19 protein-coding genes and 1 tRNA gene are annotated in these 15131 nt (G+C 56.7%); 10 read left to right on the top strand and 10 right to left on the bottom strand.

Translation table 11 applies throughout. From position 1 onward, the window contains the following. The first annotated feature begins 8 nt into the window (after positions 1 to 8). Positions 9 to 329, top strand: a complete 321-nt coding sequence (locus ACQKPS_RS17450; protein ID WP_427605068.1) for a hypothetical protein — start codon at positions 9 to 11, stop codon at positions 327 to 329. Between the two features lie 155 nt (positions 330 to 484). Here ACQKPS_RS17450 and ligD read toward each other — a convergent pair whose 3' ends face one another. The 5 genes from ligD to ACQKPS_RS17425 all read right to left on the bottom strand — a co-directional run bounded on the left by ligD (position 485) and on the right by ACQKPS_RS17425 (position 3491). Continuing rightward, positions 485 to 1438 (bottom strand): non-homologous end-joining DNA ligase, encoded by a 954-nt coding sequence (ligD, locus tag ACQKPS_RS17445; RefSeq protein ID WP_427605066.1) that lies wholly within the window; start codon positions 1436 to 1438, stop codon positions 485 to 487. A gap of 121 nt (positions 1439 to 1559) precedes the next feature. Beyond that, positions 1560 to 1682 (bottom strand): hypothetical protein, encoded by a 123-nt coding sequence (locus tag ACQKPS_RS17440; RefSeq protein ID WP_263974641.1) that lies wholly within the window; start codon positions 1680 to 1682, stop codon positions 1560 to 1562. Between the two features lie 842 nt (positions 1683 to 2524). Then, positions 2525 to 2791: a hypothetical protein gene (locus tag ACQKPS_RS17435; RefSeq protein WP_427605064.1), complete on the bottom strand. Its 267-nt coding sequence runs from the start codon at positions 2789 to 2791 to the stop codon at positions 2525 to 2527. 172 nt (positions 2792 to 2963) lie between these two features. Beyond that, the gene (locus ACQKPS_RS17430) at positions 2964 to 3203 is read right to left on the bottom strand and encodes a hypothetical protein (RefSeq protein ID WP_427605062.1); all 240 of its coding nucleotides are present in this window, start codon (positions 3201 to 3203) and stop codon (positions 2964 to 2966) included. Between the two features lie 48 nt (positions 3204 to 3251). After that, positions 3252 to 3491 carry a hypothetical protein gene (locus ACQKPS_RS17425; protein WP_427605060.1) on the bottom strand — a complete coding sequence of 80 codons (240 nt, stop codon included), beginning with the start codon at positions 3489 to 3491 and terminating at the stop codon, positions 3252 to 3254. Positions 3492 to 3709: 218 nt separating this feature from the next. Between ACQKPS_RS17425 and ACQKPS_RS17420 the strand changes: the two genes are divergently transcribed. Genes ACQKPS_RS17420 through ACQKPS_RS17400 form a run of 5 tightly spaced genes read left to right on the top strand, consistent with a single transcriptional unit; the run spans position 3710 to position 8334 of the window. Next, positions 3710 to 4129 carry a TIGR03757 family integrating conjugative element protein gene (locus ACQKPS_RS17420; protein ID WP_427605058.1) on the top strand — a complete coding sequence of 140 codons (420 nt, stop codon included), beginning with the start codon at positions 3710 to 3712 and terminating at the stop codon, positions 4127 to 4129. Continuing rightward, positions 4129 to 5064, top strand: a complete 936-nt coding sequence (locus tag ACQKPS_RS17415) for a TIGR03756 family integrating conjugative element protein (RefSeq protein WP_427605057.1) — start codon at positions 4129 to 4131, stop codon at positions 5062 to 5064. Before ACQKPS_RS17420 ends, ACQKPS_RS17415 begins: the two co-directional genes overlap by 1 nt. Positions 5065 to 5084: 20 nt before the next feature. Continuing rightward, positions 5085 to 6446 (top strand): integrating conjugative element protein, encoded by a 1362-nt coding sequence (locus ACQKPS_RS17410; RefSeq protein ID WP_427605055.1) that lies wholly within the window; start codon positions 5085 to 5087, stop codon positions 6444 to 6446. Between the two features lie 2 nt (positions 6447 to 6448). Then, a complete protein-coding gene (locus ACQKPS_RS17405; protein WP_427605053.1) occupies positions 6449 to 6805 on the top strand; it encodes a hypothetical protein in 357 nt (118 codons plus the stop codon). Continuing rightward, complete coding sequence (locus ACQKPS_RS17400) at positions 6802 to 8334, top strand: conjugal transfer protein TraG N-terminal domain-containing protein (RefSeq protein WP_427605051.1); 1533 nt, start codon at positions 6802 to 6804, stop codon at positions 8332 to 8334. The genes ACQKPS_RS17405 and ACQKPS_RS17400 overlap by 4 nt, the downstream gene beginning before the upstream one ends. A gap of 42 nt (positions 8335 to 8376) precedes the next feature. On the opposite strand, the gene ACQKPS_RS17395 is transcribed toward ACQKPS_RS17400, so the two are convergent. Next, complete coding sequence (locus ACQKPS_RS17395) at positions 8377 to 8712, bottom strand: hypothetical protein (RefSeq protein WP_427605049.1); 336 nt, start codon at positions 8710 to 8712, stop codon at positions 8377 to 8379. Positions 8713 to 8823: 111 nt separating this feature from the next. Here ACQKPS_RS17395 and ACQKPS_RS17390 point away from each other — a divergent pair, with 111 nt between their 5' ends. Further along, positions 8824 to 9102, top strand: coding sequence for a type II toxin-antitoxin system ParD family antitoxin (locus tag ACQKPS_RS17390; RefSeq protein WP_427605047.1), 279 nt, complete (start codon positions 8824 to 8826; stop codon positions 9100 to 9102). Continuing rightward, positions 9099 to 9464, top strand: a complete 366-nt coding sequence (locus ACQKPS_RS17385) for a type II toxin-antitoxin system RelE/ParE family toxin (RefSeq protein WP_427605045.1) — start codon at positions 9099 to 9101, stop codon at positions 9462 to 9464. Before ACQKPS_RS17390 ends, ACQKPS_RS17385 begins: the two co-directional genes overlap by 4 nt. Before the next feature lie 108 nt (positions 9465 to 9572). Here the strand turns inward: ACQKPS_RS17385 and ACQKPS_RS17380 are convergent, their stop codons facing one another. After that, positions 9573 to 9944 (bottom strand): hypothetical protein, encoded by a 372-nt coding sequence (locus ACQKPS_RS17380; protein ID WP_427605043.1) that lies wholly within the window; start codon positions 9942 to 9944, stop codon positions 9573 to 9575. Between the two features lie 61 nt (positions 9945 to 10005). Here ACQKPS_RS17380 and mobH point away from each other — a divergent pair, with 61 nt between their 5' ends. Together mobH and ACQKPS_RS17370 are read left to right on the top strand one after the other, a co-directional pair. Further along, on the top strand, positions 10006 to 11889 hold the full coding sequence (mobH, locus tag ACQKPS_RS17375; RefSeq protein WP_427605041.1) for a MobH family relaxase: 1884 nt from the start codon (positions 10006 to 10008) through the stop codon (positions 11887 to 11889). Continuing rightward, positions 11886 to 13229 carry a site-specific integrase gene (locus ACQKPS_RS17370; protein ID WP_427605040.1) on the top strand — a complete coding sequence of 448 codons (1344 nt, stop codon included), beginning with the start codon at positions 11886 to 11888 and terminating at the stop codon, positions 13227 to 13229. The genes mobH and ACQKPS_RS17370 overlap by 4 nt, the downstream gene beginning before the upstream one ends. A 322-nt stretch (positions 13230 to 13551) precedes the next feature. Here ACQKPS_RS17370 and ACQKPS_RS17365 read toward each other — a convergent pair. The 3 genes from ACQKPS_RS17365 to queE all read right to left on the bottom strand — a co-directional run bounded on the left by ACQKPS_RS17365 (position 13552) and on the right by queE (position 15027). Beyond that, positions 13552 to 13627, bottom strand: a tRNA-Lys gene (locus tag ACQKPS_RS17365). Between the two features lie 61 nt (positions 13628 to 13688). Beyond that, entirely contained in the window at positions 13689 to 14363 is a 675-nt protein-coding gene (gene queC, locus ACQKPS_RS17360; protein WP_427605038.1) for a 7-cyano-7-deazaguanine synthase QueC, read from the bottom strand. A 16-nt stretch (positions 14364 to 14379) separates the two neighbouring features. Beyond that, positions 14380 to 15027, bottom strand: coding sequence for a 7-carboxy-7-deazaguanine synthase QueE (gene queE / locus ACQKPS_RS17355; RefSeq protein WP_079229347.1), 648 nt, complete (start codon positions 15025 to 15027; stop codon positions 14380 to 14382). Positions 15028 to 15131: the final 104 nt, after the last annotated feature.

The raw sequence follows: 15131 nt of genomic DNA, 5'->3' as shown, positions 1-15131 counted from the left end.
TCCAGGTCATGATTAAACTCACGGTCCTACGCACCGACAACAATGACGAGGAAAGTAATCTACCAAGTAGATTTTTTCCAAGCGCAGGCTCTGGCCATGGATGGTTTCAGCTTGAGCCAGCCCAGAGAGAGTTACCTTCCCACACTGATCTGAGCAGGGCTCTTCAAGAGTGGAATGACGACTGCGTGCTCATGGACTACGACGACACAACAGGCATAGGCCGATTTGTAATCGTCGACTGGTATGCCCCGGCACCAGGGACGGTGATCGATATAAATCTGCCGTGGGAAATGAATCTGGAAGAACTGGGTCATGATGAGTACGAATGACGCAAGTCTGGACCCTGTCGAGATCGCACAAGCCGAGTAAAGCGAGCTAAGCGATACCGCTTTGCTCGCATAACTGCCGCCATAATGCTTCCTCAATGAATTCAGCATAACGCTCCGCGAGTTCGGCGCAATGCACGATGCCCTCCCGCCTGGCTTCACAGTTGGTCTGTGTCGCTTTCCAGGCTGATACCAGCGGCAGGCTTGTCTTCACGCAAGCCGAGGTAAACCGCATGCCGCACCTTGCCACTGGGGGTAATCTCCATGAACTTGATCTCCGCCACCAGCTTCGGCTCAACCCACACCACGCGCACGCCTTTGAGCGGCGGCGGTGCTTCAAGCGGTGAACGGTCACGCTGCAGCGGCCGTAGGCGCATCAGCAGCTCATCCAGCTGCTGTCCGGAAAACCCCGAGCGCACCCGTCCGGCGTACACCAGCTGTCCGGCGTCGTCGTGCAGGCCGATCAGCAGTGAGCCCAGGCCAGCGCCGGCGCGAGTGTAGCCCAGCACCACAAACTCTTGGCGGTTTTGGCATTTGAGCTTGATCCACTGCCCGTCTCGCTCTCCACGATAGGCACTGCCCTGCCGCTTACCGATCAGCCCCTCAAGGCCGAGCCGGCACGCGCTGGCCAGCAGCGACGCAGGGTCTGCATGTAGCGTCGGCGAAAAGCGTACGCAGTCGAGGTCGACCTGTTCCAACAGTACCCGCAACAGCTCGCGGCGCTGCTCGACCGGTCGGCCGCGCAGGTCCACCCGGTCGACGTACAGTAAATCAAAGGCGAAATACACCAGGTCGTCGGTCACGCCTCGGCTGAATGCTGACTGCAGCGCCTGAAACGCCGGTTGCCCGCTTTCGTCCAGGGCGACCACCTCGCCATCCAGCCAGGCCCCACGCACCGGCAGGCGCGCCAGGTCAATGGCCAGCCGGGGCAGGCGTGCAGTCCAGTCGTGGCCGTTACGAGTAACGAGCATCGTCCCGCTATCGAGGCGGGCCAGCATGCGGTAGCCGTCAAATTTGGTTTCGTACAGCCAGTCACCGGTCGGCGGCCGCGTGACCAGGCTGACCAGGTGCGGCCGCAGGCGTTGGGGGAAGTCTAGGGCAGGTCTGCGCATGGCGGCAGCCTCAAACCGATATACCAGGTGGATGCCCAGGCAGGGCAAAAGGTCCACGCGGACGACCAGATTGCAGGCAAAAAAACCCCGCCAGAAGGCGGGGCCGTACAGCCGTTGTAGTTTACTGGTCGACGTGATCGCGCAACCAGACCCAGGCGCGGTAGATATTCGCCAGCTTGGCCAGGAAATCAGCCGCGCAGACGAGTTCAACCACGCATTTGAGCATGCGTTGTAAGAGTTTCAAGGTGGAGCACTCCAAGAGAAGGAGCCCCCGGCCCGCTGCGCCTGCCGGACTACGCAACGGTTTCACTGATAAGCCCCCGAAGGGTGTTGACGCTACCAGCGAACCAGGGTGTTCGTCGGCCCTCTCCCTTTCCGGCGCGTTGTCCAGACGCGGTGGAGAGGCCCCCAGGCAGCAAGCCGCCCGCTGTATTACTTCATACCAAAAAAACGCTGACCAAAAAAAGCATTTTTACGAGATTTTGAAGTTTATTTTTCCGAATGACGAAAGTGCCTGACGCACACCTTCAATACCGAGAAGTCACGGTAACAGGCTGAAAAATAGGCGTTTTCGCCTTCAACTTCACAAATTTCGCTTTAGCGAATACAAATTTCGCTTTGCTGCCGTGATGCGATGAATCATCCGATGATCAATTTTGATCATTGCGCCAGTCGCCGTGCGGCTATTGCGCAACAGTTTCACTGTATTTACTATCGACCTTGTTGACGCTATCAGCGAACCGCGAACCGAACGTCCATTCGATTCGCACAAACGAACCGCCCGTCCAGGCGGTTTTTTTGTGCCCGCGATTCTTGGCCAGCGCTCCGCGTTGCAGAGCGGTGACGGGGTAAAGAATACCACGGTGCTATTCACCAGTCCGCGCAAGGCGTCAGCCCACTGCCAGAAGTAAACTTCCGGGCCGCTCACCTTGGATATGGCTTACACGCAACTATACGCGCTGGAGGGGCGCTGGTAACGGCCGGCGCGGAGAAGTTGCGCACGACCGCTCGTCATACATACCCACAGGTTGCGCCGTAGAGCGCCTTGCTTTGGCACTACACCCAAGCAGCATGCGCCACGGCGGCTCAGTTCTCCAGCGCCTGCCGCACATGGCTAGCCAGCGCTTCAAACAATGCGTTCACGCGCTTTGCCGGTGTACGGCCACCGGATAGCCCCAGGGCGAGGCCTCCGGCGACGTCCAGGCAGTGATTAACTTCGTCCGCATCCTGTGCTGCATCCAGCTCACGCAGCACCTCCACCAGTTGTTGCTGCAGATCAGCAGGCAGTGCCAAGTCTTCCAGGGCTTGCAGCGAATCAGCCAGGTCTTTTGGTCCGCGATAGATCGTGGTCATCGGTCAAGCTCCTTGCAGGGTCCGGGATTTGAATGCGGAACTGCCCCTCCTATTGTGCGGGGTCGAGGTGCGCCGAAATTATCTGACCGGTTTCGGTCACCCACTTTTGCCGTTTCGGGGACGGGGGCCTCGCTTTAACCTGCATCCACTTACGCGCAGGGCATCGCCGGGGTCATTCCTGCGGGCCAAGCACCTTGCCTTGCGCCTTAGCCACTGCTGCCCGAATCTGCTCCGGGTCGAATTTCTCCAGCGGCGCCGGCGGCTCGGTGTGCCCCAGGTGATATTCGGCGTACTGGTCGACACCCTCTTGCTTGACGCACACCGCCAAAATCCTCCATCCCTCATCGAGCAAGCGCTGGGCTTGGCTGCGGCCGTTGACGGTGCATACGTGTTTCACTTCTTCCAGTTTCATCGGTAATGCTCCTTGCGTCGGGGATCGCTATCAGCGGTAGGGGTCGTTTCAGCCGCGCTTGGCTTCGCAACGGCGTACGCCGTCAGCATCGGCCTGCAGCAGCTCGCGGTGCAACCCATCGAAGGTCTCGCGGTTAATCCAACGAATGCGCCACAGCATGAATAGACTGCCTTGGGCCATGCCCAATGCATCGATCCGCTGTTCATGCGTGTCAGCCAGTCGCACCGGCTCCAGCGTGCCACGAAAATCTGCCAGGGCGGCGTCCAGTTGCTCGGGGGATGTACTCATGCGCGGGGTTCCTTTCCTAGTGTGGGGGGTTGTCCCTGTATGTCGCTTCAATGATTTGATCCTAGCAAATGCCCCTGCAAATCATGCATGGCGCAACGGCGTACTCAACCCCCGTCTAGCGCCTGAGGAAATCCGGCCACCTTCAGATATCTATTTCCGGATGCGCCTGTAGCGCCGATCCGTTTTCCTGTATCGGCCCACAATTCAGGTGCAGTCATATGTTCGATATTCCTTCGCCGTCATCGCGACCAGCACTATGGTTCGTCGCCGCATTGGCCGCTGGCACCGCCCATGCCGAGACATGGGCCATTACAGACGCAGCGCATCCACTGACCTCCGTGCCAGCAAATGTGCGCATCATTCAGCTCGATGATCAACAGCGCATCGAAGATCAGCTGTCGAGTAAGTTGCCACCCAATCCGCACCAGGCCGCTCTCGCCGCAAGACAACTGCTAGGCACCCCGGCCGGAGCTGCGCTGATGCAACAGCTGGCCACCGCTCAGCAGGGAAATGCAGATGCCTGGAGCATCGGTATTTCGAAGGTGCCCGCGGTCGTCGTCGATCGCCGGTATGTGGTTTACGGCCAGCCCGACGTGGCAGAAGCCATCCAGACCATCAACCGTGCAAGGGGACGATGATGAGGCGAATCTCCAGAATTTCCCTAACCGGTCTTCTTACAGCAGTACTTCCGTTCTCAACATCAGCGGCCATCAGCTCGGCGGCAATTATCGCCTCCACCAGCTCCCCTACCTGCCTCGAGTACAAAGTGGTCGGCATCTGCTATTGGCTGCTCTGCACACCTGTTGGCTGCACGGTCAAAACCTCCACCAAAGTCCGACATTACATTCCGGACGCGGTGGTATCTGCCTACGCCAATACCGGGCAAAACCCTTGGACAGAGGTTAGCCCCATGGGAGCGCCGAATGCGGCGGCGCAAGCCGGTAATGATGGAACTACCAATCACAACGCTGAGAACAACATCGCTAAGTTCAAGGAGGCTGACGTTATTGGCCATCCTGGCGCTGCGGCTTTCAGCCGGTTCGCCAGTTCATTTGGCTATTCCTGCCATGGCGCGACGACGCCGTACGTTCCATACATGCTCAGCACGCTGGACACCCTTGCATGGCGGTACGGAGTACCCGAGTCCGTTTACCCAGAAGCCTTGATTCCGGGCATGCGTGAAGTCGGCGGCCTTCTATCTACCGACATGTGGGGAAGCGTTTACCCACGCAGCGGCTTCATCCACCAGGTCGACGATTTTAAGGCGGGTGCTGTCATCGCCCAGCGCGCCGGCGACGTGACCACCCGTGTCGGTCAACCCCACGTATACCAGCCAATGCGCGGCCTTGCAGAACCAGGCTACTGGCCGGCCGTTGAACTCAAAGAAGGCGATGCCAGCACAGGTAAATGGCAGCAACTCACGCCAACCATGAGCCCCACCTGTGCCGTATTCCCTTCTCCTGGCCCAAATGCTGACGCTGTCGACGAAGCCTATGCGTGGACCCTGTGGAGGCCCTACTCATGCTGCCAGCGTAAGGGCCAAACCTTCCTGGGAAGCACTGACTTCCAATGAGATATGACCTGGAGCGCTCAATGAATAAGTTAACCATCGCGATCACTCTCGCAGCTGGCCTTACCTGCACTTGGTGCATAGCCGAGGCCGCAGACCCAATCAAAGTCGAATCCCAGGGCAGCGTGATCGGAGATGACGTGCTCTACAGCATCGGGGGTGGCAGTGCTGTTCAGATGGGCAGCGCTGGACAGATGGAGAGCATCACCGTTGGTGCCGGCTGGCAGAACAACCTGGTATGCGGAAATATGGACCTCAGCAACACGCTGCAGAACCAGTTGAACGGAGCAACGCAGGGGTTCCAGCAGATCATGGGAAGCGTCATCCAGAACGCGACCGGCGCAGTAACATCACTGCCGGCGATGATCCTGCAGCGGGCCAATCCCGCCCTCTATAACCTACTGACGAACGGGATCCTGCAGGCGCGCCTCGACTACGACCGATCGAAGGGAACCTGCAGGGCGATGGCCGAACGAATGGCCGACATCGCGGGTGGCCAGATGGGATGGGGCAAGGTTGCAGAGGGTCAGAAGATGGGGCAGGCCCTGGCATCCAGCAACGACGCCGTAGCCGTGGTCGACAAGGTCGAACAAGCACCAGGATCCAACGGCGTGACCTGGGTCGGCGGGAAGCAAGCCGGTGGCAATGGACAACAGCCCATTAAGGTGGTCGGGGACGTCGCCAAAGCAGGCTACAACCTTCTCAACAATCGCGCAGCTCAGGACACCTCGAGCATCCCGCAGTCCAGCTGCTCCAATGGCTTGGTATGCGGCAGCTGGGAATCTCCGGCCGAAGCCGCCCAGTTCGCAAACCGGGTCCTGGGTGAGCAGCAGCTGCAGACCTGTGAAGGCTGCACCACCACCTCAACACCCGGTGTGGGCTTAACGCCGCTGATCCAGGAAACATACGACAAGAAGCTCGCGGCACTGCAGGAGCTCTTGAAGCCCGGGACACAGATCACCTCCGAAAAGCTTCGTGAAGCCAGCAGCGACTCCCTCCCCATTACCCGCGGCGTTATAACAGCCCTGCGTGACGAGCGGGACCAAGCCGTACTGGCCTCGCGACTGGCATCCGAGGTCGCCCTGGCTGATGTCCTGGAGAAAGGTCTCCTACTGCAGCGCATGCTGATTACAGGCAGCAAGGAGCCCAACGTGAATGCGAACAAGCTGGCCGTTGAGGCAACACTCGGTCAGGTCGACACGCTCCAGCAACTCATCACCAATCTGAAAACCGAGCTCGACATGCGACAGCAACTCGCCAACAACTCCCCGATGAAAATCATCGAGCGCAGCCAGGCCCGTTCCGAGAACTCACGGGCGGTTTATGACGCGGCCCCAGAACAGGATCGCCTGATCCAGCTGCAGAAGCCTTCCGGGAAGGACTGACCATGCCCCATGAAGTCGAGAAGAAGACCAACCGCCTCAAGATCTTGCTGGGCGGCGTGCTCATCAGCGCGGTGATGCTGTTGCTCAGCGTGCTGCTCGGCATCATCGCGGTCAACCATCTGGGCCTGTTCGATTCCTGGTTGAAATGGCGTGAGGGCAACTACTTGCCGATGCTGTTATGGCGGCTTGCCCTCTACTGCAGCATCGTCTTCGCGTGGGTGAAGCTCAAGGCACGCCTGCCTGAACCAGAGCCTGGTCAACCCTCAAAAGCCATGCAGCGAATCGAATTCCTGGTTCTCCTGCTGTTCGTAATCATCGAGATCTCGAAGGCGCCAATCGCTTGGTCGGAGGTGCTATGACCCTCTACACGAATGACTACCTGGAGTATTACCTGACCCTGGTCGGGTGGATCATCAACAATGGTATCTGGGACATGATCTCCGATACTGGGCTGTTCGCCCTGCCCTTCATCATCATCGTGGCACGTGAATGGATCAAGGTGCGTGGCGAGGGGGCGGATGAAGGTAATAAGGGCGTGCTGTCCTTGGCTCGTATCGAAACCCAGCTCTACATTGGATATGTGGTGGTGTCCCTGTGCGCGGTACCAGCCATCTCCGTAGGCTTTGACACCCTCCAGTTCGATCAGCAACGCGGACAGCAGTGCCAGGTACTCACGCCGGGTCCCGCCGATACCGGCTGGAACACGACTTTCAGCTCATTGGCCGGCAAGAGTGCCAAAGTGCCTGTCTGGTGGGCCTTGGTACATGCGCTGTCCAAAGGGTTGAACAGCGGCGCCGTCGCAGCCATACCTTGTGGGACCGATCTTCGGCAGATGCGCATGGAGGTCGACGCAATGAGGATTGGAAACCCTCTCCTCGCCCAAGAAGTGGCTGACTTCACCCATGATTGCTTCGGTCCCTCCCGGGCTCGCCTGTTCATGCGTCAGCCCGATGTCAGCTCGATCGCCAAAGACGAGAAGGCCCTGCAGGACCTGAACTGGATCGGGTCCCACTACCTCCTGAACACATCCGGCTACTACGACACCGACTACTCGAGGACACCGCGTACCGCTTGGCCATATGACACGAAACGTGATGACGGGATGCCACAGGTAACCGGGGGTGGTGGATATCCAACCTGCAAGCAATGGTGGTCGGATGAGAGCATCGGCCTTCGGGACAGACTGAAAGCTCAGGTCGATCCAAGCCTTCTGAACCAGTTCCTGGGATGGGCAAAGTGGCTGTCTCAGGAGGAAGTGACCGACTCCATGATCCGCCAGCTCGTATCGCCGTCCAGCCAGGTCACCGGGGACGTCTACACCGACTATGGTGGACAGATCGGTGGGACCGCGTGGAACGGGCTTGCCCGGGCTGGCGGCACCCTCGGTGTCGCAGTGGGCTCCCTTGCCTACTTCCCAGCGATGGACATGGTTCGGCAAGCCCTGCCAATGGTGATGGCTTTCCTCAAAATGGCCATTGTGATCTGCATACCCTTTGTATTGATCCTGGGCGCATATCAACTAAAGGTCGCTATGACCATGTCTGTTGTAATGTTCGCTCTGATTTTCGTTGATTTTTGGTTCCAGCTTGCACGCTGGATAGACAGTACAATAATCGACGTGCTCTACGGTTCTGGTTCCCCACACCTGTCATTTAATCCAGTGATGGGTTTAAACACCACGACGCAAGATGCCATTTTAAACTTCGTCATGGGAGCTATGTTTATCCTGCTTCCACTGTTCTGGGTAGCAGCACTTGCATGGTCAGGAGTGCAGACTGGAAACATCTTGAACGGTCTTACGAAAGGTACGGAAGGCGTTCACCAAGCAGGCAGAGCAGCAGGTGGCATGGCTGAGGGGGCAATTAAATCTGCAGCAAGCAAGTCCTGAAGCAAGCGTGCCCCGGATCAGAAGATCTGGGGCATTGCTCTTCTAGTCTCTGTCAAACCCATCTCGCCGGTCACCCCATGAATCGAGAGGCGCACCGAATGCGTCGCGACCATAAGGAGCATCTCGGTCCTGAGATGGTGTTTGCGAGATATCCATCTTAGTGAGCATGGCAACCCCCAGCCCGAGGGCTAGAACAGTCAGCATTACTGAGACTAACCAGCTGAAAGAGTTGTATGCCACCAATGCGAGGAAAACCACGACGGATGCACGTTTCAACCAGCGCAATGTTGGATTCTGATCGTGCAGCCAGAAGCGTGCCAGGCCTCCAAGTGCTTGGCCGACACGGAATGCTATCGAGGTATTAGTCGCGTTGGGCATGGTCGATCTCCTCGCTCCATGAGAGCATCTTCGCATCAGATATACGGCACATTTGCCCTTTTCGCAAGCGGTATGGCATAAAACGCCATGCCCATTTATCAGGATCTCAGCATGGCAACCCATAACGTCGTCGTTCCTAAGCCGATGGAACAGTTGATTGATGATCTCGTCGATACCGGGCGCTACCAGAATTTCAGCGAGGTCGTGCGCGCGGGTATTCGGATGCTGCTCGAGCATGAAGCAGCTGAGTCAGCCAGGCTCGAAGCACTACGGAACGCAACATCCGTGGCCATGATGCAGGTCGAGGCAGGTCATTACGAGGAGGTCGATCCAGCTAATCTTGCTGTATATCTCCACACCCTCGGAAGACCTGCGAGCAAGCGAGCATGAATAGGCCCGTAGTACGCATTGCAGCCCAGGCACAGATCGATATTGCCGACACCCTTCGCTTCACCCAGATGAGGCTCGGTGAGTCCGTAAACGGTCGGTATAAAGACTTGCTTCAGGCGACGTTTCAATCCCTTGCCGATGACCCACTGCACATCGACAGTACATTACGTGATGACATTTCTTCTGGCCTGCGCAGCCTACATCTTGGGTTCCATGTCTTAAAAATGACTGACGGTCGGATAATCAGACCCCGCCATATCGTGTTCTACCGGACAGGGGAAAACCAGGTCGTAGAGATCCTACGAGTTTTACATGACGCGATGGAGGTGTCTCAGCATTTGAAACAACTGCTCAAGCAGTAAAGGGTAAATGGACCAAAATCAAATGGGCTTTAACGGGTAATGGAATGGAACACAAGGGTAAAAGCCCTACCCGAAATGGCCGCTAAGCGGGAAGGGCTTTGAATGCCATCAACTCGGCAAGTTTACAGGCACCAGACTCGACAGCTTACCGAAATATACAGCCGACTCAGCCTCATTGTATTCATAAGAATATACAAGCCCGTTTTCTACCAGAAGAAGAGCGACAATCACATAATTAACATTTCTCTCCACTTTAAATTCTGTTGTGACATGCGAATCCTTACCTTTCCCGTCCACAATGCGGTAAAGACTCTTAAGAGAATCGGACTCCGGCCGGACAGAAAACTTAATTAATCGACCACCGCCATCTTCAATGGTCAATTCAAAAAAACTTACTTTATCAGACATATAATTATCCAAAAATTTAGTCGTGATAGCACTTTGCCCTAAAATAGGTATCCGAGCAAGTTTTGATTTCACGTTGATATCATAAGCGATTTAGCCGAAAAGCCCGCTCCATGCACACTCCATGGAGCCCTTTATGCATCTCCTATCTTGGCTAGGCCGCCGCTCAGCCAAACCATCGCCCGAGGCCTCAACGCAAGGCTACCACCAGCCGGCGAAGGCAGCAGCCTTACTGCAGAGCCCGCTCCGCCAGCAGCTCCTGGAGAATATCTGGCGCCGGGCTTCGCTCTCACGAGCTCAGTTCAACACTCTCTACCTGAAACCCCTCGAGCGCTACGCAGAGCTGGTGCAGCTGCTCCCTGCCTCTGAAAACCATCACCATGCCCATCTTGGTGGCCTCCTGGACCACGGCCTCGAGATCATGGCTTACGCTCTCAAGATCCGTCAGACACACCTTCTGCCTATCGGAGCGCCACCGGAATCGCAGTCAGCCCAGGCCGAGGCATGGACCGCAGCAGCAGCGTACGGTGCTTTGCTGCACGACTTAGGAAAGATTGCTGTTGACCTCCGCGTGGAGATCGAGGGTGGCCGAGCGTGGCACCCGTGGCACGGACCGATCAACAGCCCCTACCGGTTCAAATACGTCAAAGGCAGGGAGTACCAGCTACACGGTGCTGCTTCAGCTTTGGTCTATATGCAGGTTCTGGACACCGGAATCCTGGACTGGCTCAGTGGTTTTCCAGAACTATGGAGGCAGCTGGTCTACCTCCTCGCAGGTCAATACGAGCACGCCGGCATCCTTGGCGAAATTGTGGTCCAGGCAGACAAAGCTTCCGTTGCTCAGCAGTTGGGCGGAAATCCGGAGCGCGCGCTTACAGCACCCAAACAATCACTGCAGCGGCAGCTCGCCGACGGCCTCCGATTCCTCGTGCGAGAGAAACTCAAGCTCAATCAGCCAGATGGACCGGCGGATGGGTGGCTGACACAGGATGCTCTTTGGTTGGTGAGTAAACCTGCAGCGGACCAACTCCGAGCGTACATGCTGGCCCAGGGTATCGAGGGAGTGCCAACCTCAAATGCCCCCTTCTTCAACATGCTGCAGGACCAGGCAATCATCCAAACCAATGCCCAAGATAAAGCTATCTGGAAAGCCACCATCGACAACGGCCGCGGTTGGAAGAACAGCTTCACCTTCCTGAAAGTCTCGCCGGCACTGGTATGGCCAAATCCGGATGATCGACCTGTTCAGTACGCGGGCACTCTCACCCTGGATCAGGAGCCGGTACAAATCCCGCAGAAGGAAATCAGTGAAGAAACCGTCTGCGCGGTACCGGATGAGCCAATCGAAGGTATGGACCAAGCCCCTCGACCACTATCCCAGCCCCGACAGCTGATGCAGCCAGCTCCATCCGCTGAGCTCCAATCAGTTGAGCGCGAAGAACTGCTGTCGCTGTATAGTGATATCACTGGGCCATCAGTCGAGCCAAGTGCTAGCTATGGCTCAGCAGCCGATTCACCTCTCGACAAAGGAGTAGACGAGGATGAAACGGCTGAGGATTCTCTAGCAGCCACAGCACGGAATGCTGCAAGGAACGATGTCACCACAATGCCAACCAGTAATACGCTAGGAGGGGCTTTCGTCGCTTGGGTAAAAGCAGGTGTTGCCTCTCACAAATTGATCATTAACGATACCAAAGCCTTAGTACATACTGTCGACGACACTGCAATGCTAGTCACCCCTGGGATTTTCAAGCGATATGTACTTGAGCATCCAGAGATTGAGAAAAGCATCGGAAAATCTGGCACAGCAGCATGGCAATATGTACAGCGCGCTTTTGAAAAAGAAAAAACCCACGAAAAAACTACTAACCAGCTGAACATCTGGACCTACGATGTGATAGGCCCGAGAAAAACCTCCCAATTGAGAGGCTACGTTCTCAAAGATCCGAAATTAGTATTTTCAGAGCAGCCCATGAACAACCCTAGTTTGCGAAGGGTGACGGAAGGGACTGCTAAATGACCCCGCAAAATCTGCTTCAGGAGTACTTGGCCGACCATGACTTAAGACAGGCTAGCGCGAAGACATACGGCGCTGCGATTAAGTCACTGGAAAAAAATTTTGGCAAAAGTGTAGAGATCGAGTCGATTGATAGGCGCTCCATTCTCGCCTGGCGAAACAAAGTCATCGAAGGAGGACTATCAAAGCGTAGCTGGAATACATACTCAAATCACCTGCGCACGATGTGGGGTTATGGGGTGGAGTATGGAATACTCCCAGACTCCCTTGCTAACCCATTTAAGAAAACCACACTAATTCCACCAAAGCGGCCTAGTAAGATCATTGAAGGCGATGCCATCAAGAGCGCACGACTATGGCTCAATAGCCTCGTGGCCGAAGAGGAGACCACTGGCGCGCGCGCTAGGATCACCCCAGCGTGGTTTTGGCTAGCCACGTTCGAGATCTTTTACTACACAGGCATACGCTTGAACGCGCTGCTGTGTATCAGACTACGTGATATCGACTGGACCAGGAAACTCATTTATGTGAATGCAGAAACAGAAAAAACTCACAGAGGATTCTGTATCCCCATCATGAAGGGGCTTGAACCACATATAGAAAGAATCGTTACTGCTGCCAAGAAAGTGGGGTTCAGGGATGAAGACCAGCTATTTAATGTGAATCGTTTTTCGATCCACTACAGGTCCAAAACGATGAACATCCATCAAATTGAGGACATGTTCAAAAAGCTCACCCATGCGTTTGGCATTCGGATGACGCCGCATAGGTTTCGACACACGCTGGCTACCGATTTGATGCGGCAACCAGAACGCAATATTCATCTGACGAAGGCACTGCTGAATCACTCGAACATTGCGACGACGATGAGTTATATCGAAGTCGATTACGAACATATGCGAGCTGTACTGGACGAGCGGAGTCTTCACCAAGGAGCTATTAGGCTCGAACGCCGAGAAGATCCTGCTAGGCCTGAACCTCCCCAGCCGAAAGCACTTCCACAAGAAGAGGCTCAAGCGCAGCACACCCTTGCGGATATCGAAATTACTTCCAGAGAAACTACTCCCACGGAAATTCGCAGCTTTCTCGAACTCGAGTCACCTACCGCCTACGAATTACTCGCCGCGCTACCAAAGCAGAAGCGCCCTAAGAAATATCCGCTAGAGAAAATTTCCGCACCTACGACGGGGCTCTCACACGAACTGGGATGGGATGGACCTGGCACTCTATGGGCTGACCTTGGTATCCCCCCATGCAGTCTCTCAGAAGACGCTTTCGACCCTGCCGCCCTGATGGACATAGCGCCCTCGGTCAACGCCGTCGGGTCGTATAGGTGGAGCTGACACCTCAGCTATAACTGCAGGTTTTTTTGAGCATGCCGGAATCGGCAGGACTGACCGTGGCCGAAAAACGATGATCTGCCTCAGCTACGAAGCTGTTTTTCCTGGTTTTTTTCTTGGAGCACTAGGTGCAGGTCGGACAGGAGTGAAGGCAGGTGCTAACGCTGGCTGGACCAACGAAAAAGCCCGCAAACCAATGCAGGATGCGGGCTATTTCATATTGACATCACGGTGAAGCGAGCCTAAGGTTCGCTCCAGACGGCTGCAAGACTAGACATGGCTGTGGCAAGCCCCCCTCTCTAGCACTCACGAACCGCTGTGAATATGGTGGGTCGTGTAGGATTCGAACCTACGACCAATTGGTTAAAAGCCAACTGCTCTACCAACTGAGCTAACGACCCGCTGGTTGGCGCGTATAATACTGATTTCTAACGGGAAATCAATACCCGAGCCAACCTTTTGTCAGAAGTAGCGGGTTGGATCTGCTACGCCCGCCGCCTTGAATCCCTCAGCACGCAGGCGGCAGCTGTCGCATTTGCCACAGGCTTGGCCTTCATCATTGGCCTGGTAGCAGGACACCGTCAGGCTGTAGTCCACGCCCCGGGCAATACCCGCCTGCACAATCTGCGCCTTGCTCATGTTCTGCAGCGGCGCCTGGATGCGGAAGCCCTGCCCTTCGACACCGGCCTTGGTGGCCAGGTTGGCCATGCGCTCGAACGCCTCGACGAATTCGGGGCGGCAATCCGGGTAGCCGGAGTAGTCCACGGCGTTGACGCCGATGAAGATGTCACGCGCCTCCAGCACTTCCGCCCAGCCCAGTGCCAGCGACAGGAACACGGTGTTGCGCGCCGGCACATAGGTGACGGGAATGCCCTCGCCCGGAGCTTCCGGCACATCGATAGTGCTGTCGGTCAAGGCCGAGCCACCGATACCATCGAGGTTGAGGCCAATGACCTTGTGCTCGACCACGCCCAGGTCACGGGCGACGCGGGCGGCGGCGTTCAGTTCGGCGCGATGGCGCTGGCCGTAGTCGAAGCTCATGGTGTAGCAGCTGTAGCCTTCGGCCTTGGCCATGGCCACGACCGTGGCCGAGTCGAGGCCGCCAGACAGCAGGATCACTGCGCGTTTATCAGTCATCTGTTTCACTCCTCAATCAACGTCCGGGTTCGTCGTTCCACAACAGCTTGTGCAGCTGCATCTGGAAACGCACGGGCAGGTTGTCGGCGACGATCCAGTCGGCCAGGTCGGTCGCGCTCACCTGGTGATGGCTGGGCGAGAACAAGACCTCGCCAGCGCGTTCGGCCAGGTTGTACTGGATGAGCTTGGACACTGCCCAGTCGTAGTCCTCGCGGGAACAGATGACGAACTTGACCTGGTCGTTGCGGGTCAGCTGCTCGATGTTCTCGTAGCGGTTGCGGTGCGACTCTTCCGACCCAGGGGTCTTGAGGTCGACCACGCGGCTGACGCGCACATCGGTGCCCGAGATATCGAGGGCGCCGCTGGTTTCCAGCGAAACTTCGTAGCCGGCATCGCACAGGCGCTGCAACAGCGGCAAGGCGTTCGGCTGGGCCAACGGCTCACCGCCAGTGACGCAGACGTAACGCGGCTTGAAGCCGGCCACCTGTTCAAGGATCGAATCGAGGGTGCGGATGGTGCCGCCAGTGAAGGCGTAGGCACTGTCGCAGTACTGGCAGCGCAGGGGGCAACCGGTCAGGCGCACGAATACCGTGGGCAGCCCAGCCGTTCGCGTTTCACCCTGCAAAGAGTAAAAGACTTCGGTGATGCGTAATGTGTCTTGCATGCTCGCCACGGGCGTGACAGCTAAACAGGCTGTCCGCCTCCGTCAGGCACTGTCGCGGACTCGACATGGCGTTATCCGCTACAGCGTGTTTATAAAAGGGCAGT

The organism is Pseudomonas sp. NPDC086566, from assembly GCF_050280885.1.
Lineage (GTDB): Bacteria > Pseudomonadota > Gammaproteobacteria > Pseudomonadales > Pseudomonadaceae > Aquipseudomonas > Aquipseudomonas vlassakiae.
The sequence above is the reverse complement of the archived record's forward strand: the minus strand, read 5'-3'. Positions and strand labels throughout refer to the sequence as shown.